Source organism: Adonisia turfae CCMR0081, from assembly GCF_011009555.1.
Lineage (GTDB): Bacteria > Cyanobacteriota > Cyanobacteriia > Phormidesmidales > Phormidesmidaceae > Leptothoe > Leptothoe turfae.
In genome coordinates, this window is the sequence record NZ_QXHD01000004.1 from 6,184,415 (window position 1) to 6,204,563 (window position 20,149).

13 protein-coding genes and 1 pseudogene are annotated in these 20,149 nt (G+C 48.8%); 7 read left to right on the forward strand and 7 right to left on the reverse strand.

Features of this window, described 5'->3' with window-relative positions; genetic code table 11:
• Positions 1-45 precede the first annotated feature (45 nt).
• Entirely contained in the window at positions 46-309 is a 264-nt protein-coding gene (locus DXZ20_RS30335) for a hypothetical protein (protein WP_163661795.1), read from the reverse strand.
• Between the two features lie 244 nt (positions 310-553).
• Between DXZ20_RS30335 and DXZ20_RS37905 the strand changes: the two genes are divergently transcribed.
• Both DXZ20_RS37905 and DXZ20_RS30340 read left to right on the forward strand, forming a co-directional pair.
• Positions 554-772, forward strand: a complete 219-nt coding sequence (locus DXZ20_RS37905) for a hypothetical protein (protein ID WP_250565983.1) — start codon at positions 554-556, stop codon at positions 770-772.
• A 25-nt stretch (positions 773-797) separates the two neighbouring features.
• Positions 798-1,088: pseudogene (locus DXZ20_RS30340) on the forward strand (DUF3179 domain-containing protein); the annotation flags it as partial.
• Positions 1,089-1,384: 296 nt separating this feature from the next.
• Here DXZ20_RS30340 and DXZ20_RS30350 read toward each other — a convergent pair.
• The 5 genes from DXZ20_RS30350 to gghA form a co-directional block, all read right to left on the reverse strand.
• Positions 1,385-2,479, reverse strand: a complete 1,095-nt coding sequence (locus tag DXZ20_RS30350) for a hypothetical protein (RefSeq protein WP_163702665.1) — start codon at positions 2,477-2,479, stop codon at positions 1,385-1,387.
• Between the two features lie 320 nt (positions 2,480-2,799).
• The gene (gene glpK, locus DXZ20_RS30355; protein WP_163702666.1) at positions 2,800-4,290 is read right to left on the reverse strand and encodes a glycerol kinase GlpK; all 1,491 of its coding nucleotides are present in this window, start codon (positions 4,288-4,290) and stop codon (positions 2,800-2,802) included.
• Between the two features lie 79 nt (positions 4,291-4,369).
• Positions 4,370-4,759 (reverse strand): VOC family protein, encoded by a 390-nt coding sequence (locus DXZ20_RS30360; RefSeq protein ID WP_163702667.1) that lies wholly within the window; start codon positions 4,757-4,759, stop codon positions 4,370-4,372.
• A 324-nt stretch (positions 4,760-5,083) separates the two neighbouring features.
• Positions 5,084-5,371 (reverse strand): DUF6679 family protein, encoded by a 288-nt coding sequence (locus tag DXZ20_RS30365; RefSeq protein ID WP_006515682.1) that lies wholly within the window; start codon positions 5,369-5,371, stop codon positions 5,084-5,086.
• 258 nt (positions 5,372-5,629) lie between these two features.
• On the reverse strand, positions 5,630-8,083 hold the full coding sequence (gghA, locus tag DXZ20_RS30370; RefSeq protein WP_163703665.1) for a glucosylglycerol hydrolase: 2,454 nt from the start codon (positions 8,081-8,083) through the stop codon (positions 5,630-5,632).
• A 525-nt stretch (positions 8,084-8,608) separates the two neighbouring features.
• On the opposite strand from gghA, the gene ggpS reads away from it, so the two are divergent.
• The 3 genes from ggpS (at position 8,609) to DXZ20_RS30385 (ending at position 13,104) form a co-directional block, all read left to right on the forward strand.
• Positions 8,609-10,120, forward strand: coding sequence for a glucosylglycerol-phosphate synthase (gene ggpS / locus DXZ20_RS30375; RefSeq protein WP_163670614.1), 1,512 nt, complete (start codon positions 8,609-8,611; stop codon positions 10,118-10,120).
• Between the two features lie 147 nt (positions 10,121-10,267).
• The gene (locus DXZ20_RS30380; protein WP_163670612.1) at positions 10,268-11,956 is read left to right on the forward strand and encodes a glycerol-3-phosphate dehydrogenase/oxidase; all 1,689 of its coding nucleotides are present in this window, start codon (positions 10,268-10,270) and stop codon (positions 11,954-11,956) included.
• Positions 11,957-12,168: 212 nt separating this feature from the next.
• Positions 12,169-13,104, forward strand: coding sequence for an NAD(P)H-dependent glycerol-3-phosphate dehydrogenase (locus DXZ20_RS30385; protein ID WP_163671854.1), 936 nt, complete (start codon positions 12,169-12,171; stop codon positions 13,102-13,104).
• 40 nt (positions 13,105-13,144) lie between these two features.
• On the opposite strand, the gene DXZ20_RS30390 is transcribed toward DXZ20_RS30385, so the two are convergent.
• Positions 13,145-14,704: a hypothetical protein gene (locus DXZ20_RS30390; RefSeq protein WP_163702668.1), complete on the reverse strand. Its 1,560-nt coding sequence runs from the start codon at positions 14,702-14,704 to the stop codon at positions 13,145-13,147.
• Between the two features lie 589 nt (positions 14,705-15,293).
• Between DXZ20_RS30390 and psaA the strand changes: the two genes are divergently transcribed.
• Together psaA and psaB are read left to right on the forward strand one after the other, a co-directional pair.
• Positions 15,294-17,561, forward strand: coding sequence for a photosystem I core protein PsaA (gene psaA, locus DXZ20_RS30395; protein WP_163669349.1), 2,268 nt, complete (start codon positions 15,294-15,296; stop codon positions 17,559-17,561).
• A 23-nt stretch (positions 17,562-17,584) separates the two neighbouring features.
• Positions 17,585-19,789: a photosystem I core protein PsaB gene (psaB, locus tag DXZ20_RS30400; RefSeq protein WP_163669350.1), complete on the forward strand. Its 2,205-nt coding sequence runs from the start codon at positions 17,585-17,587 to the stop codon at positions 19,787-19,789.
• Positions 19,790-20,149 lie beyond the last annotated feature (360 nt).

Here is a 20,149-nt window from a genome sequence, read left to right on the forward strand (position 1 = left end):
AGTAGAAGGCTGTAACAGGCGTTATCCATAACGCCTGTTACATCATTAGCTTGCTGCTTGGACGCTCATGGGCTTGTTGTAGTTTTCTGCTTTGGCAGGTGGGCAATGTTGGGGCATTTGGCCAACCTGGTTAACTACGGCTGCGTGGGGGAGCAGCTCATCTTCGCTTTCACTAACCACCATCTCTTGGCGACAGCTGGGGCAGTACCAAAACATTCTGCTTTGGCTGATATGGCGCAACAGTGTGTCTTGGCAAAGACTGCAAAGGGCTCCATTGTTTGATGGAGGATTATTAAAAGAGTTTTTCATATGTCGTCGCATCGTCTCGATACGTCACTGACTATCACTACGATGCCCAGCCTTCTAAAAAATTGCTGTAACTTTGCATATATTTGTACAAAATTTAAAGAGTTTGCATTTCATAACATTTTGCTCTGATGTGCGCATAATGCGTTTAGGTATGTGATTTTGAGTGGTTTGGGCAGGGCAATTAGAATGGGTTGCCCAGGGCTGCGTCATGGTTTGCGAGATTATCAATGCCGCTTGACCGCGGTTGTCCTTAGCTGAAAACGTTGTATGTGGCAATGGCAGTGATTTGTATCACATGTTTGTGAATGGGATATTAATTGAATTTGGGTGTGGGGGTGATAATGGGGGTGCGATCGCAGGCATTAGCGATGGCCCAATAGCGATGGCCCAATTCTGTTTAGCATTTCTTATATATTTTTCAGGTGGTTTTCAGCTGACTCATACCTTGATCGATCCAACCTAATCACAGTTAGTGGCCGATCAATAACTTTGATGTGCGTAATCAGGAGCAGTTAGACCTGCATCCGAAGGCGATTGTTAGCTATGTGTGGGAGCCGGATGGGGAAACGCCCCACAATCAGTTTTCGGGAGACAGTCTGCAGTTTGTGCATGATCAGGTGAAGCGGCAGGGTAGGCAAGAGGCTCAACTCTCTGGGCGTACTGTGCGAGCTCGGTGGGATGAGACGTTGGAGACGGTTATTATTGAGGAAATGGATGGGACGGTGATTCCGAGTTCGACGGCGTTTGCATTTGTTTATCCTGCTTTTTATGGTGAGTGATTGTGATTAAGGGCTTGCCTCAAGATTCTGTTGAAAAGTAGTATGTAGGGTGCTGTTAGTAACGCACCTCATTTAACTCAACGCGGCGACACATCATTCAGTCGCAGCTCTAACTCTGGAAATGTCTGCGAGACAATTCTCTCACCCAGTCGAAACTGTTGTTGTTTATACTCATCATCGACCAACTGACACACCGTAATCGTCGGCTGTTGATGTGCTGCTTTAATCTCAAGACTATACTACATCTAGCTTTGTGACTAAATCTGGCTTTGTGGGTTCAGTTTTTTGGGTAAAGTCTAGTTTGCTTTACTCAGATACGCCTGAGCTTGTTGAATCAAAACTTGAGCATCTTTGCTTACCGTTGTTCCGGAGGGGACTTTTTCAAGGTTACTAATCACTTGATTTACAGCCGCTATGGTTCTCTCTGGACTTTGTTGTGCAGATAACTCAATCAGTTTGTTAATGTCTTTTTCTGCTGATTGGACTAACTTGACAGCTTTCTGTTGATAGTTTTGCAGTTCTCTCACTTCCCCCAGATTAATCGTATACTGAGCCTTCAACGCTTGAGCTTTGACATAATCTGGCTCGTCAGACTGAATATTCTCCAATTCAGCCAGGGCCGCCTCCCATAGGGTGGCAATACGATCCCATTTTTCAGTACTGTGGGGTGGATTTTTCCCCTCTGAACTAGCTGCATCGGCAAACTGTTGGGCAGCGGCTAAAAGCGCATTGCTCTTACTCAGAACGGCTGTCTGTCCTGAGATGGCTTCATAGTCTCGTTTGTAGGCGGTTAATCTGGTGTTGGCCAGGCGACCGGCAAGGGTTTCTGACGGGATTTCACTTAGCTGATCCATCGATTGTTGCCAGTCTTTTAAAATGTCTTCTTGGGTAGCTGGATCGCTGGTTTCAAAACTGTTTCTAGCTTCAACCACCTGGTTAGAGGTGGTTTCTAAAACAGTTAATGCATTTTGTTCTTGAAAAATTTGGGCGTCCATTCTGCCGATCAGGGCACGGGCGTCTTCAAACTCATCCAGGGTAAATTTCCAGCCACATCCAAATAAGCCGCAGTATCTTTTGGGGTAGTATCCCAGAAACCAGACGGGTAAGTTGTCGAGATGCTCTTGGGCCTGGGCTGCTTTTTCCGAACCCAGTTCAAAATCTTCTACTGTGGTGGCCTGGTTGATTAGCTGATCGGCCTGTTCGGTTTGGATTATGGCCTGGCGATAGTGGTGATCCATCTGCATAAAGCTGGGCAGCAGGATTATGGGAGCGACTTTTGCTATGGGCCAGCGAATCATGGGATAGGGCAGGTTCAAAAACCAGATGCTACCTGCGATCGCACCCACACCCAAAACTAATTTTCCAAATCGGTCTAATGTGAGAAGCATCATTTATTGGTGACTTAACATGTGCGGCCTTGCAACAAATGGCTTCACCCAATCCAATAGAACTTACGTGCTGAGATACGCGGGGATAACCGCACCTAAGAGAAACCATACAAATTACCCACACTCTGTAGAGTGCCCATGATCCAAATGCAGAGTGAGTTGGCTAGCCTGAACAACTGGAACCATGGGGAGTAGAGGAGTAATTATGTTTCAGTATAGTCATCTCATTAAACCCGTCCGTGCCTGCTATATAGGTTGGCTGAACGAAATCGTTGGCTGAGCGAAGTCGTTGGCTGAGCGAAGTCGAAGCCAACAACTTGATTCTAAACAATCCACCCCTTCGCCCGCTCCACTGCCCGCTTCCAGGTGGCAAAATTTTCCTGAGCTGCGGTTTTGCCTTCCCCAGGTTCAAAGGTTTTATCAATCTTCCGACTATTTACCAGCGTCGTATAGTCATCCCAGAAACCCACTGCCAGACCTGCGGCAAACGCAGATCCCTGAGCTGTCGCGTCCAACACTGCTGGACGCTCCACTGGAATACCCAAGACATCCGCCTGATACTGCATCAAAAAGTCATTGTTGCAGGCACCACCATCCACTTTGAGTGTGGTGATGGGTGTGCCACTATCATCATTAATGGCGGTTACTACCTCACGGGCCTGGTTGGCAATCGCTTCCAGCACTGACCGCACCATATGGGCCTTAGTCGCCCCTCGGGTAACGCCCAAAAACGCACCGCGAGCCCCCATATCCCAATGGGGTGCACCCAAACCACTCAGGGCAGGTACAAAATAAACGCCACCGTTATCGTTTACTGAAGTGGCTAGGGGCTCACTGTCTGCGGCGCTATCGATAATTTGTAGGCCGTCCCGCAACCATTGAATGCAGGCCCCGGCGGTAAACATGCTGCCCTCTAGGCCATAGCCCAGGTCATAGCTGCCGTCTGTCTTAGTGGTGGTCCAGCCGATGGTGGAGAGCAACTGGTTCTTGGACCGGACAATTTCTTGGCCAGTGTGAGCAACCAGAAAAGCTCCAGTGCCATAGGTGCACTTTAGTAAGCCGGGGCGATCGCAACCGTGGGCAAACAACGCCGCTTGCTGATCGCCCAAAAGTGCCGCAATCGGAATTTCCACACCCAGCAAACTGGGGTCAGTGTAGCCAAAAATTCCCTGGCTGGGTTTAATATCTGCCAGTAGCGATCGTGGCACTCCAAAAATATCCAACAGTTTGTCATCCCACTGCTGCTGTGCCAGATTCATCAGCAACGTACGACTGGCATTGCTATGGTCCGTCGCATGCACCTTGCCATCCGTTAGATTCCATAGCGCCCAGGTATCGATTGTGCCCGCTAGAACATTGTCTAGATTATCCGGCTGAACTTTATCCAGTAGCCATCGCAGCTTGGTACCCGAAAAATAGGCATCCAAAAATAGACCGCTGCGCTCATAAATCTCTGCCTTGTGGTCTGCTAGGGTGGCACACATATCTGCTGTGCGTCGATCCTGCCACACAATGGCCTTATGTAAGGGTTTACCCGTTGTCTTATTCCACAGCAAACAGGTCTCTCGCTGCACCGTTAGACCGATGGCCGCAATCTCACTGACATCAATATTTGCTTCGCCAATGGCTGTCTTTATGGCCCACTGCACCTGCTCCCAAATTTCTATGGCATCATGTTCTACCCAGCCTGGCTGTGGATAATACTGAGTCAGTTCCTTATAGGCCTGACCCACAATGTCGCCCGCTTTGTTAAACAAGATGGCGCGGTTGCCAGTGGTGCCCAGATCCAGGGCCATGACGTACTGTTTTGCCATTGACGATTCCTCTTGGAATAGGTGGTTAAATAATTGATAGGTATATCCGTAGGGTGGGCACAGCCCACCTGCTGGTCGATTACATCAGGTTCTCAAACAGTCCAATCAAATTGCCTTCAGGGTCCCGACAGTAGGCAATCTTGAGATTGAAATCACTGTTCTGCGTAGGTGGTTCATCAAAGTGAACGCCACCCTGCCGCAGCTGAGAATAGGTGCCATCCAAATCTGTGATGGTAAAAATTAGAACGGTTTTATCTTGGCTATCGACAGAAGTAGGCTTATCGCTAGTGTGGATAATGGACGCCATTTCCTCTTGATGAAACAGGGAAATGGTTTGACCTGCAGCCTCAAATTCAGCGTAGCTTGGGGTTTCTACGATCACTGTCAGGCCCAGTAAATCCCGATAAAACCTGCAACAGTTGGTAATATCTGACACCAGTAAGCGTGTAGACGCGGCTTTGACATCCATGGAAAACCGATCTAATTAAAGAACTCCACCTATTGTGTCGCGGGTTCTTTTTTCTGGAAAAAAACGAGGCAAGTCTTAGGGGAAATTAATAAAAGTTGGGGTTCGGCTATGTTCACCCCACAGCTGACCTATGGGGTGAGCATAGCCGAACCCCAAAAAAAAGAGGGTGCGTTGCCGCACTCCCCCTCAACGAAGTTTTTGAGTATTGATTTCTTTTAGCGCTCTCTCAAGTCTGAACGGATTTGACGTGTTTCGAGCAAACTAATTAGGTGCTTTGAAACGATTTAGAGGCAATGGGGTCAATGCCTGGTTCCTATGGGCGACCTAATAATTGTCTTGATCCAAGAGTTTAGATAACTGTCCGCGAATAGCATCTAGCTTCTTATCAACTTTTGGCACAGTAAGCAGTCTTACTTCCACTTCAGCAATGTTGTCAATGCGAGTGGTTTTTTCCCAAAGTTTACGTTCAACCTCAGACTCAGACTCGTAACGGAATGTAATGGTTGTGTCGGTTACCTCTAAAATTTCCACATTCTTGAACCAGCCATTGCTACTTTTGACATAAAGCCAAACACTGCTTTGGCCGACGAGTTCTTTGAGTTTTTTTTCCATATGGCAATTCCCCAGACACTGCACAGGTCTACGAAGAGATAATGCTGTCTTTTCTTAAGGTTGATTTTATATATCGTAGCACTTTGAAAAGTTATATGTAGACAAAAAATAAATGTTCTATGATCTCTAAAATCCTTCTGGCGTAATTAATAGAGTGAGTTTCATTAATTGTTGTCAGGGAAAAACTACTGCTCCAGTACAGGCTGGGCATTACACAATTGTCTTTCAAGACTTATTGATTTCTTAAAGCTAGGGTGTTTATTTTTTCTGTTCAAAAAGAACACCCTGGCTATCCTTTAGGGGGAAGTGGCTCAAGTTCTTGAGATCGGTGTCGAGATTGAGATCGGGTGTTGCGATCGCAACCTGCCAATCCTCCATGTTTATGCCTAACCAATCCTCCAGTTTGATGGTCAGCGGCTTTCCCCCCATATGGGCCACCATCATAATTGGGGATGCCCCGGGTTCATCGGGATTGCATCTGAGGCCATAAAAAACCGTACGCTGGTCGTCGCTAATGCGATTAAACCGATCATGGCCAGTCAAATTGTCCTGCAACCAGGGATAGCGGCGGCGATACTGTCTCAGGGCGAGGTGGAATTTGGCAATGCCTTGATCGATCTGCCCATAGGAACGGGAGACATTGCACAAATCATGGCCATCTTCCATAAAAGCCATGGCAAACCTTTTCAGTTTTGGGACATCTAAATTGGCTAAAAACTCCGCTAGAGAAGACTCGTTGAGCTCAGCCAAAGCAGGGAGTTCACAGCTTTCGGTACTGGGTCCCAGGCACTTACTGCAAATGGCAGCTACCTCTTGTAGGTTATAGTCCGTCGATACCATGGCTTCCTGTAGTGTGCGTGAAAAGTCCTGCAATTGCTGGAAATCACGAAATCCCATTTGCTTGAGCTGGGGATACACTTCTGGCAAATCGTACATATCGGGTTCGATTTGCCAGTCTAGAAAGCTGATTTCTTCTGAAACGACCTTGACCCCATATCGGTCATCGGTGTTTCTGAAAAATCCCCAGGGCGCACCTACGTTGGCATTGATAAAGTCCATGGGTAAGCCGGGACTAAAACCACATACCCATATCTGGGTGGCTGGGTTGTTATAGGCCTTGTGCAGAACATTCGGTAGAGTTTTGCCCAGATTCCAGTTGATCGGCTGGTCCGTTTTTACCTGGGTGCCACGCCGCACCGTGTCATGGTTGCCACAGCCTGTAATCCAACGGTTCCCTTGGAAAATGACTTCCCCCACCCGTCGCCATTTGCGGTCCCAAAATCCTTGTAGGGATGGGGTATTGTGGGCAAAAATCAGTGGCCCCCACTGAAATGATTCAGGTTTTTGCTCAATTAGCTCCCGGTATCGGGAAATTTCTTCCCAGCCTTCCTGGGGCCAGGGGCGGCCATCCTCAAAAATAGTGAACATCAACCGTCGATAGCCGTTGATGTCCTGCACGACATCGCTCATGGCCAACAGATAAGCATCATCCTGCTCGACTCGATCCGTGAGCGGGTTAAAGAAGCGAAAATCCTGGCCGCCATCTACGCGGATGCCGTCAGCCCCTGTATTGATTTTGCGTCGCTGCATCTCTAGCAAGATAGCCCTTACCTGGGGTAGCTGGTGGTTCAGATCTTGCCCATACATGTTGGGTCCTTTAAAGAACTGATGGGTCATGACCTCTAGGGCTTGGTTGTCGGCATGGCCATAGACCAAGTCATAGATCAGCTGAATTGGGCCTGTAGAAAAGTTGTGGAGTGTGGCAATAAAGTCGATCACCTCATCAGGCCTCAGGCTCCCTAAAACCGAGGGGTTAGTTGTGCCTGAGCCCAGCATGGGAACATCGTAGCCCCAATTTTGGGTGTCGGGCTTGCGTAAAACGGCCTGAGAGACCCTGGGGGAAAGGTCAGGGACAGAATTTTCTGCAAACGATGGATGGGGAGCTTCGTTTTTGTCTGGCAGAATCGCAAAAAACTCATAGTCTCCATGGGAGTCTTCGCGACGATACTCAATGGTGGGTACTACAGGCAGTAGCTGAATAGCATCGTAGCCTGCATAAACGGCTTCTTCAGCGGTGAGTTCTTCCCCAGCGGCAAGCTTGTCGGAGATCCGCTGGTAAATTGCCGTCAATCCCTCAAATGTGCCTTGGGGCGACGCCGTCTTGACGTGAATCTGCAAAATATTAGTGGGCGCACCGATGCGGGGAATGTCCGTGTCGCTATAGCTGCTGCCGGTACGGCGAAAATAGCTACGATCTGCTCGCTGCCGCTGTATTAAGCGCATGTCGTACAGTTCTGCGGGGGCAAAGATACCGTAGGGCAGAGAATAGGCCAGTGGATCACGGATGATGTGTACTCTTCCATCCTGATCGGTATAGCGTAACCAATAAAAACAGCCAGCGCGATCGCGACGTCCTGACCGCATGCCCTCGATTACGCCCCAAACAAATTCGCCCTGTTTGACTAGGGGGATTTGAACTCGATTAAACGTAACGGTTTGTTCTGTTGCTCGAAAGTTAATATTCTCTGTCGGTGTATAAATCTCCAGTACAATTCGGTCTTCTGACTGGATAATGTCCCCCGTTAGATCGGGGGTCCAAAAACCAACTTCAGTCAACCGATCAGCACGATAATGTGCGCCCAGACGTCGAGCAATTTTCTGAGCTTTTTCAAAAAATGTGGCTTCTGAACGTTGGATGCTTTCGGCCCACATCAGTAGGCTTTGGGTTTCATCTTCAACTAGTTGAATGTGTTTGGGGGCAGTTGCAATCACCGTATGTCTCGTTATTGAGGGGAGCGCAGTTTACTCGGATGTGGTTTAGCGGCGCTACATTAGCTCAGAATGTTGAAAACGCCCATAGTTCCCATCGATCAAAAGTAAGACGAAAATGTGTCCATGATTTACATCTCTAAACTGAGTGTAAGATCGATATCGAGTGAAAACATATTTATGGTTGACGTTGTTAAATTCGTTCCCGAAATGTTTTCCCTTACCCAATGCAGGGCTGAAAGGAGAATACCCGTTAAATTGCTAAATCAGGCTTAATACGGTAATGTAACTCTCTGTAAACCCTGATGTGTTGGTAAAAATCGTCGGCGGATTTTAAGTACTATTTCATGCAATTTTTTGGGGCTCAGCAGAGGCAGCTTGGTAAGTGAGCTGTCATTGCTGAGCTTTATTATGTTCGAGTTTCAAGCTTAATTGACCGCTGCTAATAAACTTGCAGGAGAAAATAACATGAAGTCTTCCTTGGTCATCCTATACCACCGTGAACCCTATGATGAGGTGAAGGAAAATGGCAAGATTTATTATCGAGAAAAAAAGAGTCCTAACGGTATTGTTCCTACCCTAAAGAGCTTTTTTGCTAATGCCGATCAGAGCACTTGGGTAGCGTGGAAACAAATTACTGAGGCTGAGCAAGAAGGATTTGTTGATCGAGTCACCATGGACGGGGGCAGCGATAGCTGTGTGGTGCGGCGGATCCCTCTTAATGCTGATCAGGTACGTAACTTTTATCACATCACCTCAAAAGAAGCCTTTTGGCCTATTTTGCACTCGTTCCCTGAGCACTTTACCTATGACAGCTCTGACTGGGAAAACTTCCAGAACATTAATCGGTTATTTGCCGAAGCGGCTTGCGAAGATGCAGCAGACGATGCGCTGATTTGGATTCACGATTACAACCTCTGGCTCACGCCCTATTACATCCGTCAGAAGATGCCCCATGTGAAGATTGCATTCTTCCATCACACGCCTTTCCCGGCAGCGGATGTGTTTAATATTCTCCACTGGCGAGATGCCATTATTGACAGCTTACTGTGCTGTGATTTGTGTGGTTTCCATATCCCTCGCTATGTGCAGAACTTTGTGTCGGCTGCCCGCAGCTGTCGTGATGTAGAAGTTGTAGAGCGCATCCCCGTACCAGAAGCCTTTACTAAGACAGGTACTGCCCTAGCCGAACCTGAAATGGTCACTAAGCTGCGCTACAACGGTCGCATTGTCACCATTGATGCATTCCCTGTGGGAACCAGTCCCCAAAAGATTCACGATGTGGTCATGCGCCCATCGATTCAAGAGCGGGTGAAGGTACTGCGTGCTGAGATTGGTGATAACAAGCTGATCATGTCCGCTGGGCGGGTTGATTATGTCAAAGGTGCTAAGGAAATGCTGGCCTGCTACGAACGGTTGTTAGCCAGACGCCCTGAGTTGATTGGCAAAGTCAACTTAATGATGACGGCGGTGAAGGCGGCCAAAGGGATGCGGGTTTATCGCATTGCTCAGGAGCAAATTGAACAAATGGTGGGCCAGATCAATGGTCGCTTTGGTTCCCTTAACTGGACGCCTGTGCAGCTCTTTACTGAGCCTTTGCCCTATGACGATTTGATGGCACTGTACAAAGCCGCAGATATTGCCTGGATCTGTCCGTTAAGAGATGGTTTGAACCTGGTCGCTAAGGAGTATGTAGCTGTTCATAACGGCGAAGACGGTGTCCTCATTTTGTCTGAGTTTACGGGGTCCGCTGTGGAGCTGCCTGATGCGCTACTCACCAACCCCTATTCCTCCACACGTATGGATGAGCGTATTGATGAAGCGCTGGCCATGTCTGATGAGGAACAAGCCGAGCGCATGAAGAAGCTCCACAAGGCTATTTGTCGTTATGACGTTCAGCAGTGGGCCAATCATCTATTTAGGGAAGCCAAAGCGACGGTAGCGATTGAGCCAGAGACGAAGGAGGTTGCTAGAGTTTAGGAAATTTGAAATTGTAGGGGTGTTCCATGGAACACCCCTACAATTTCAACCTCTTTCTAAAAAACTGTGCCATCTTGAAACATGGGGAATTCTAGTTCGTGATTTAATACTTTATTTCTCTATAGCTCGTTACTTTTGGTGGCAACTATGCCTGATTACTCAACGATAGAAGCGACGACCTACGATTTAATTGTGATTGGTGGTGGTATCAATGGAGTAGCCGTAGCGCGTGATGGTGCCTTACGTGGTTTAAAGACCATTTTGATTGAGAAAGGGGATTTTGGTGGCGGCACCACTAGTTGGTCAAGCCGCTTGGTTCATGGTGGTTTGCGCTATTTAGAGTATTTCGAATTTAACTTGGTACGGGAGTCACTGCGAGAGCGAGAAATCTTGCTGCGAACAGCCCCTCATTTGGTGAAGCCCATTCAAATGACAATTCCTATTTATGCCCAGGGGTCTCGTAGCTATTGGGAGATTCAGGCGGGGATGGTGCTGTACGATCTGCTGAGCTATGACAAGAGCTTGCCAAATCATCGGATGTTAGCGGCTCAAAAGTTACAGCAGCTATTTCGAGCAGTGGAGCCAGAGGGCTGTCGTGGTGCGGCCCAATATTATGATGCTCAAGTGGAATATGCTGAGCGGCTCTGTTTAGAAATTGTGCTATCGGCCCAGGAGGCCGGGGCTACCATGCTGAGCTATGTGACCGTAGCCCAGCTCCAACGGAAGGATCAGCGCATTTCGTCGCTGCTTTGTCGCGATACTGAAACCGGTGAAGCCTTCACAGTCCATGGTCATGATCAAACAGTGGTGATCAATACCTCTGGCCCTTGGGTTGATCAGGTTTGCCGCAGTGGAATTAAGGGTAATGCGCCTGCGCCTGTCGGTAAAAGTCGCAAAATTGGTGGCACACGGGGTAGCCATATCATCGTCGATAAATTCCCAGGGGCACCGGATGAAGCTCTTTATGTGGAAGCCCTTACCGATGGTCGACCTTTCTTTATTTTGCCGTGGTTAGGGATGTGTCTGATTGGCACCACGGATATTCGCTTTGAGGGCGATTTGGATAAGGTCCATGTCAGTAATGATGAAATCGATTACCTATTGAATGAGGCTAATCGGGTCATCCCCACAGCTCAGCTGACGCGGGAATCGGTGCAGTTTACCTATGCGGGTGTGCGCCCTTTGCCCTATAGCAAAGGCAAAAAGACTAGCAGTATTACCCGTAGCCATGTGCTATATGACCACACATCCGAAGGGGTGAATAACATGGTTTCCTTGATTGGTGGCAAGCTCACTACTCACCGTCAGGTGGGCGAGGAAATGGTGGATGCAGCGCTTAGAAAGCGATTGAAAAAGCAGAAGAAATCTGGCAGTCATTCAGTCACTAGACAGGCACCGCTACCCGGTGCAATTTCAACTAGCGAGGCTAAGACACTAATGACGACGGCCAATCGAGATGTGGTCGCTCATTTGTTATCGCTCTATGGTGCGCGAACGCCTCAGGTATTGGCCATCGTGGAAGAGTTTCCTGAACTGGTCGAGCCGATTGTGCCAGACCAGCCTGATATTAAGGCACAGATTGTCTACAGTGTGAGGTCAGAGATGGCTCGCACCTACCTAGATATTTGTCGACGGCGGACAGCTTTGTCGATGCGGAGTAACTATGGTTTTGATGTACTGCCTGTATTGGCGGATGTGTTGAAGCGCTACTGTGGTTGGTCGGAGGGTAAATGCGATCGCAACCTGATCGACTACTACACCTACATGCGCGACAACTGTATCCCCGACTATCAGCTAGACAAATACAGCCCTCCCATAGCTACGACCGTTGCTTAGATCAGTGATCGGTTCTGATATAGCCCTGCCATAGCTACGACCGTCGCTTAGGCTAGTTGTAGGTTCTTAGTGTTGAGTTTTGAATTGGGCAACTAACTCAAAACTCAACACTTAAAACTTAAAACTCTAGAGTAAAGGGAGCTTGTCTCGTGGTTACTTCATCTGCACCGTCTGAAACTCCAATTATTCCGCTCTCAGAAGCTTTAAAGCAGATGGCTCGGGTGACGGTATTAGGGGCAGGAGCTTGGGGAACAGCGTTAGCAAGGCTAGCCCTGAGCAATGGCAATCAGGTGCAGATCTGGTCGCGACGGGGGCCTTCAGATCTCAAGTCTGCGGTCGCTGATGCTGACATTGTAGTATCGGCCATTTCCATGAAGGGGGTTTCGGCGTTAGCGAGTCAGCTTCAGACGGCGGCTCTCAAAACCTCGACTATTTTAGTGACGGCGACTAAGGGGTTAGATCCTGAGACCACCAGAACGCCGTCTAAGATTTTTCGCGACACCTTTCCAGACAATCCCATTGTGGTTTTGTCTGGCCCTAATTTATCTAAGGAAATCGAAGCGCAGCTACCAGCGGCCACAGTGGTGGCGAGCACCGATGTGGATGCAGCGGCAAGGGTACAGCAGGTCTATTCGTCTGAGATGTTTCGCATTTATACCAGTCCAGATCCAGTGGGGGCTGAGCTGGGGGGGACATTGAAAAATGTGATTGCGATCGCAGTGGGTGTCTGTGATGGCCTTAAGCTGGGCTCCAATGCTAAAGCGGCTCTAATTACCCGCGCCATTCCCGAAATGCTGCGGGTGGGTGTTCACATGGGGGCGCAGGTAGAGACCTTCTACGGGCTTTCGGGTTTGGGTGATCTGCTAGCCACATGCGATGGCACCCTCAGTCGTAACTATCGTGTGGGCTATGGCCTCGCGCAGGGGAAAAAACTCGATGATATTTTGGCAGAGTTAGGCAGTACGGCTGAAGGGGTGAACACGGCTCACGTCCTGATCGACATGGCCAACCGTGACGGTATTCCAGTTCCCATTGCTCGCCAGGTTCATCGTCTTTTGCGGGGGGTAATCACCCCCCAGGAAGCCGTTGGCAACTTGATGGAGCGGCAACTTAAGCCAGAGGCCTGTGATTTAAGGGCTAAAAACTAAGTCCGTTTACGCCGTAGTAGGTATGGAACGGGAGATTGGCTTAATTGCGATCGCGATTTTTCATGGCGCGATCGCTATAGTCATACAGTTTCTGAAAATAGCGTCTCGATGATGAGTCTTGCTTATCCGTAATGGGTGTCTGTTCAGACAGGGCCTCTGATGAGGGTTCAATGTTTTCCTCTGTATCAGCAGAAGTAGCTGACTCAGCACTTATCTCTAAGTCAAGTTTGTCAGAACGTTCTGGCACAGCAGTTGTTTCTGTTACTGGTAAATCAGACTCATCAACTTTAGCATCATCACGATCCTCAGTATCACGATCCTCAGTCAGGCTGTTATCCTGCATGGTCTGATCGATCGAGCCGCCAGTATTTTCAGAGGGCTCAGCGGTTTCTATGATCTCCGGGGCTGCTATGTCAGGAATCTCTTGCTCCAGTGTCTCCGGTTGAGCTGGTGCTAGTTCACCAGGTTTATCCAGCTTTTCCAGAATGGACGGTGCGGCTACCTCCGGTGCCGCTACTTCCGGTTCGTCCAGAGTGGGCGATTCGATAACTTCCGGGGCCGCTACTTCTGGTACCGCTACTTCTGGTACCGCTACTTCTGGTACCGCTACTTCTGGGGCCGCTACCTCAGGCTCTTCGACAACCGGTGGCTCATAGGTTGGATCGATAATGCCGCCCACATCTTCTAAGGCCACCTCTCCCCGGATGATTTTGGCAAGACTATTGTTGTCATTGGGGTCATAGTCAATCAGTCGCACAGTGTTATTAAAAACCCCTGCAATTGGCTTACCGTCCTCGTTAACCAGTGTGAGCTGTACCCAGTTTTTTCCAGGTTTTAAGCCCTCTATATATATAGGTTGCCAATCTTGGAGGGTGATACTGTGGCCATTGATGGTGTATCGCACTCGCCAATCTGAAATCGTTGGGTTATCTACAGCGACTTGATGTAGAGGAGCCTCAGTTAAATAAAAATCCAATAAAATCGGCTCAGCTCCATAGACACCCATGGGTGCACCGTAAGTGAGCAGTGGCTGATTAGCCTTTGGTGCATTTTCATCCGTTTTGGCAAAGATGTGAAATGTCGCTTGGGCATAAGCCCCTTCATTTTTAAAGCTTTCATGCCAGGGGCGTTCAGCAAAGATCCTGATGGTATGGGTGCCTGGCGTTAGATCCGTCAACGTAATAGATTGATCAAGGTCGTATATCGCACCATAGGGCTGATTATCCAGCAGAAGCACTAAGTGAGGCCCCATCTCCCACCTTGTGTCCTTATATATAGGTAAATCTTTCACCCTTAGGACTACACTGACTGTAGTTTTGTCAAAAACTTCTTCAGCTTTGGGTTCCAGGATTTGGACTTGGGGTTCGTAGGTATCTAGCCACGGGGCCAATTCTTGAATCAGTTCCGGTGTGTCTACCTGCTTGATCGGAGGACTTGGCGTAAATAAGGAGGACTTAGCGGTCTCCGTGACGGTTGACGGTTCGATTCCTTGAGGATTGCTACAGCCCGTACTGAATAAAAGTGCTGTTAAAACCAACGCTCCAATTATCTTGACTAAATGCTGTTGCCAACGTCCCAAAACATTAGAAACCAGAGTCATGGTGTAGCTCTTCCTGTGACAGTTAAATGTGCCCCTGCCCTGCCTTTGAAACCAAACAGAACTGTGCTTAATCGATCCTAGCGGGCTACTGTCACGCTTAATGAGGAAATCCTCTACAACCACCGCAAGAGGAGAAAATTACTCAGCTAATTTACAAAAATAAATAAATCTAAATATATGCATGTACGAGACTGAATCCCTTACTATTATTAGATTCTATGGTGTTCATTAGGAAAAAGAAGTTGAGTTTTTGGGTTTGTATGCAATCTCCATGACTTACGGCCCAAAATAGAGATCTCTATTGAGATTTGTTAATATCACCCATGCTCGATGTCAATTTTGTGGCATTGACTACCTTGCGATCCTTATCCTAAGAGGATTTCGGAGGTTGAATTATTGTTAACTCGACGCAAAATTGGTGAAGCGCCAAGTCTATAATGCTCAGGAGCAATCCTATTAATGGCGAGCGTCAAAATTTTCTGTGAGTTAACATCTCAATGAAAATGTTTGCAATTGTTTCATTCACGAAGCATTTGCTGATCTCGTTTTTTAGGCTGTTCGTTCTTTGTCTAGAGAGAGGAGAGTCTCCATGACAACTACCCCGCGGGAGCGGGAGGCAGCAGTCAAGGTGGCAGTTGATGAGAATCCGGTACCTGTTTCTTTTGAGAAATGGGGCAAGCCCGGTCACTTCAGCCGTGCCTTGGCCAAGGGACCCAAAACTACTACCTGGATTTGGGACCTCCATGCCGACGCTCACGACTTTGATAGTCACACCAGTGACTTAGAGGACATTTCTCGTAAAATTTTTAGCGCTCACTTTGGCCATTTGGCCATCGTGTTCATTTGGTTGAGTGGCATGTATTACCATGGCGCTCGCTTTTCTAACTTTGAAGCTTGGTTAGCAGATCCCATTAATATTCATCCCAGTGCTCAGGTGGTTTGGCCTATTTTTGGTCAAGAAATCCTGAACGGTGAAGTGGGCGGCGGCTTCCAAGGTATTCAAATCACGTCTGGTTTGTTCCAGATGTGGAGAGCAGCTGGTTACACCAACTCCTTCCAGCTTTTGTGCACTGCCATCGGTGCGCTGGTAATGGCTGGTTTGATGATTAATGCCGGTGTATTCCACTACCACATCAAGGCTCCTAAGCTTGAGTGGTTCCAGAACGTGGAGTCCATGTTGAACCACCACCTGGCTGGTTTGTTTGGTCTAGGTTCTCTAGCTTGGGCTGGTCACCTGATCCATGTTTCTTTGCCTGTTAACGCTCTATTGGATTCCGGGGTGGCTCCACAGGATATTCCTTTGCCCCACGAGTATCTGCTAGATAAAGTGTTCATGGCGGACTTATTCCCTGGTTTTGCGCAGGGGATTACTCCATTCTTCACCCTGAATTGGGGTGCTTATGCTGACTTCTTGACCTTCAAGGGCGGTCTAAATCCTGTGACTGGTGGTCTATGGATGACTGACATTGCGCATCACCATGTGGCGATTGCTGTCATGTTCATCTTTGCTGGTCATATGTACCGTACTAACTGGGGTATTGGTCATAGCATCAAGGAGATCCTAGAGGGTCAGAAGGGCGATCCGTTGCTCTTCCCTGCTAAGAATGGCCACGATGGCTTGTTTGAGTTCTTGACCACTTCCTGGCATGCTCAGCTGGCTATCAACCTGGCTATGGGTGGTTCGGTAACGATTATTGTGGCTCAGCATATGTATGCAATGCCTCCGTATCCTTACCTAGCAACTGATTACGCTACCCAGCTATGCTTATTCACTCACCATATGTGGATTGGCGGCTTCTTGATTGTGGGTGGTGCTGCTCACGGTGCGATCGCAATGGTTCGTGACTACGATCCGGCCATGCATGTCGACAACGTGCTCGACCGCGTCTTACGCGCTCGTGATGCCATCATCTCTCACCTCAACTGGGTATGTATTTTCCTAGGCTTCCACAGCTTTGGTCTATATATCCACAACGACACTATGCGTGCCTTGGGTCGTCCCCAAGACATGTTCTCCGACAGTGCGATTCAGCTACAGCCTATCTTTGCTCAATGGCTGCAGAACCTGCACACCTTAGCTGCTAGCGGTACCACTGCTCCTAATGCAATTGGTCCTACTAGTGTTGCCTTTGGTGGTGACATGGTTGCCGTTGGTGGCAAAGTGGCTATGATGCCCATTGCTCTTGGCACAGCTGACTTTATGGTGCACCACATCCATGCGTTCACCATTCACGTAACTGTTCTAATCCTGCTTAAGGGTGTGCTTTACTCCCGTAGCTCTCGCCTCATCCCTGATAAGAGCGAGTTGGGTTTCCGCTTCCCTTGCGACGGCCCCGGTCGTGGTGGTACTTGCCAGGTTTCTGGTTGGGACCATGTCTTCCTAGGTCTGTTCTGGATGTATAACTCCTTATCTATTGTGATTTTCCACTTCAGCTGGAAGATGCAATCGGATGTATGGGGCACGGTTTCCGGCGGTGCGGTATCTCACCCTGCTGGTGGTAACTTCGCGACTAGCGCAATTACTATCAACGGCTGGCTCCGTGACTTCCTTTGGGCTCAGGCTTCACAGGTAATTAACTCCTACGGCTCTGCTATCTCAGCCTATGGTTTGATGTTCCTAGCCGGTCACTTTATCTGGGCATTTAGCCTGATGTTCCTGTTCAGTGGCCGTGGCTACTGGCAAGAGCTGATCGAGTCCATCGTTTGGGCTCATAATAAGCTCAAGGTCGCTCCTGCAATTCAACCTCGCGCACTGAGTATTACTCAGGGTCGTGCGGTTGGTGTCGCCCATTACCTCCTCGGCGGTATTGTGACGACTTGGGCGTTCTTCCATGCTCGAATTCTGTCGATAGGTTAGCGGGGAGGACTTAATAGAACACTATGGCAACTAAATTTCCAAAATTTAGCCAAGACCTCGCACAGGATCCAACTACGCGTCGGATCTGGTACGGGATTGCCACTTCCCATGACTTTGAAAGCCACGATGGCATGACGGAAGAGAATCTTTATCAAAAGATTTTTGCTTCCCACTTTGGTCACCTGGCAGTCATTTTCCTCTGGGTATCCGGCAACCTGTTCCACGTTGCTTGGCAAGGTAACTTCGAGCAGTGGGTCGCTGACCCCCTCGGTACCAAGCCCATCGCCCATGCGATTTGGGATCCTCACTTTGGCCAGAATGCGGTGGATGCGTTCACCCAGGCTGGTGCTACTGGCCCCGTTAACGTGGCGTTCTCTGGGGTTTACCACTGGTGGTACACCATTGGTATGCGGACCAACGGCGACCTATATTCGGCGTCCTTGTTCCTGCTAGTGCTGTCCTCAATCTTCCTGCTTGCAGGTTGGTTGCACCTACAGCCTAAGTTCCGTCCCAGCTTGTCCTGGTTCAAAAATGCTGAGTCTCGCCTAAACCATCACCTTGCTGGTTTGTTCGGTGTGAGTTCTCTGGCTTGGACCGGTCACCTGGTACACGTTGCAATTCCTGAGTCCCGTGGTGTGCATGTTGGTTGGGATAACTTCCTAACTGTTATGCCTCACCCCGCTGGCTTGGCCCCATTCTTCACTGGAAACTGGGGTGTATACGCTCAGAATCCTGACACTGTAAACCATGTGTTTGGTACATCTGAGGGTTCGGGTACTGCAATTCTCACCTTCTTGGGTGGTTTCCATCCTCAGACTGAGTCTCTATGGCTCACTGACATGGCTCACCACCACCTAGCCATTGCGGTTGTCTTCATCATTGCTGGCCACATGTACCGAACTAATTTCGGTATTGGTCATAGCATCAAGGAGATCCTCAATGCTCACCAACCCCCTAGCGGTAAGCTTGGTGATGGCCACAAGGGTCTGTTTGACACGCTCAACAACTCCTTGCACTTCCAGCTAGGTTTGGCACTTGCCTCCTTGGGTGTAGTAACGTCTCTAGTGGCTCAGCACATGTATGCGTTGCCTCCTTATGCCTTTATGGCTAAGGATTACACCACCATGGCTGCGCTTTACACCCACCACCAGTACATCGCTGGCTTCATCATGATGGGTGCCTTTGCCCACGGTGCGATCTTCTTGATTCGCGACTATGATCCTGCTGCGAACGCTAACAACGTCTTAGCTCGCATCTTGGAACATAAAGAAGCAATCATTTCTCACCTGAGCTGGGTAACTCTGTTCCTCGGTTTCCATACCCTGGGTCTTTACGTACACAACGATGTCGTAGTTGCCTTTGGTACTCCCGAGAAGCAAATTCTGGTTGAGCCTGTGTTTGCACAGTGGGTTCAGGCTGCCTCTGGTAAGGCCCTATACGGCTTTGATACTCTGCTTTCCAATGCTGACAGTGCTGCTACAGCTGCTGCTGGCGGCATCTGGCTACCTGGCTGGTTCGAAGCTATTAACAGCGGTACCAATTCTCTCTTCTTGACCATTGGCCCTGGTGACTTCTTGGTTCACCATGCGATTGCCCTGGGTCTCCATACAACTACTTTGATCTTGGTCAAAGGTGCATTGGATGCCCGTGGTTCTAAGCTAATGCCCGACAAGAAGGACTTTGGCTATAGCTTCCCTTGTGACGGCCCCGGTCGTGGCGGTACTTGTGACATCTCTGCATGGGATGCCTTCTACCTAGCCATGTTCTGGATGCTTAACACCATCGCCTGGTTAACCTTCTACTGGCACTGGAAGCATCTGGCTATCTGGTCTGGTAACGTAGCGCAGTTTAACGACAGCTCTACTTACCTGATGGGCTGGTTCCGTGATTATCTGTGGTTGAACTCTTCCCAGTTGATTAACGGCTACAACGCCTACGGCATGAATAACCTGTCTGTATGGGCATGGATGTTCTTGTTCGCTCACCTGGTTTGGGCAACTGGTTTCATGTTCCTAATCTCCTGGCGTGGTTACTGGCAGGAGCTTATCGAGACCATCGTATGGGCTCATGAGCGTACTCCTTTAGCTAACCTGATCAGCTGGAAGGACAAGCCTGTTGCACTATCCATCGTTCAGGCTCGTTTGGTTGGTCTAACTCACTTTACTGTGGGCTTTGTCCTCACCTACGCCGCCTTCCTGATAGCGTCAACGTCTAGCCGATTTGGATAGCGTTTGAAGCTCTCTTAGGAGAATGAAAAAGCCCTTCAGGCTTAGCTGAAGGGCTTTTTGTTTTTTAAGCATGTTCACGTAAATCAGGTTATGTAGGCGGTGAAGCTAGTCAAGGCGGATCAACCAGCGATGTCTCTACATTCACAGATAACGTTATCGAGCTAACCGAAAAGCTGGGTATCCCCATCGAGCACGTGCAGTTGCCCCCATCTGGAACTCCATGACGCGAGATCTCAAACGTGGTTACTGAACAATAATTTTTAGCTGTTCAAGGCTTTGGTGCGTGAATATTCTGTCAGACAGATCAGTCCTTTAGGAGGTCGATCTTAGCCTTCAACAGGGTAGCTGTCCGGCATCCCC

Excerpts from the sequence above, each read along its gene's own strand:
- DXZ20_RS30335 (WP_163661795.1), bottom strand. The coding sequence starts at position 309 with ATGAAAAACTCTTTTAATAATCCTCCATCAAACAATGGAGCCCTTTGC.
- DXZ20_RS30350 (WP_163702665.1), bottom strand. The coding sequence starts at position 2,479 with ATGATGCTTCTCACATTAGACCGATTTGGAAAATTAGTTTTGGGTGTG.
- glpK (WP_163702666.1), bottom strand. The coding sequence starts at position 4,290 with ATGGCAAAACAGTACGTCATGGCCCTGGATCTGGGCACCACTGGCAAC.
- DXZ20_RS30360 (WP_163702667.1), bottom strand. The coding sequence starts at position 4,759 with ATGGATGTCAAAGCCGCGTCTACACGCTTACTGGTGTCAGATATTACC.
- DXZ20_RS30365 (WP_006515682.1), bottom strand. The coding sequence starts at position 5,371 with ATGGAAAAAAAACTCAAAGAACTCGTCGGCCAAAGCAGTGTTTGGCTT.
- gghA (WP_163703665.1), bottom strand. The coding sequence starts at position 8,083 with ATGTGGGCCGAAAGCATCCAACGTTCAGAAGCCACATTTTTTGAAAAA.
- ggpS (WP_163670614.1), top strand. The coding sequence starts at position 8,609 with ATGAAGTCTTCCTTGGTCATCCTATACCACCGTGAACCCTATGATGAG.
- DXZ20_RS30380 (WP_163670612.1), top strand. The coding sequence starts at position 10,268 with ATGCCTGATTACTCAACGATAGAAGCGACGACCTACGATTTAATTGTG.
- DXZ20_RS30385 (WP_163671854.1), top strand. The coding sequence starts at position 12,169 with ATGGCTCGGGTGACGGTATTAGGGGCAGGAGCTTGGGGAACAGCGTTA.
- DXZ20_RS30390 (WP_163702668.1), bottom strand. The coding sequence starts at position 14,704 with ATGACTCTGGTTTCTAATGTTTTGGGACGTTGGCAACAGCATTTAGTC.
- psaA (WP_163669349.1), top strand. The coding sequence starts at position 15,294 with ATGACAACTACCCCGCGGGAGCGGGAGGCAGCAGTCAAGGTGGCAGTT.
- psaB (WP_163669350.1), top strand. The coding sequence starts at position 17,585 with ATGGCAACTAAATTTCCAAAATTTAGCCAAGACCTCGCACAGGATCCA.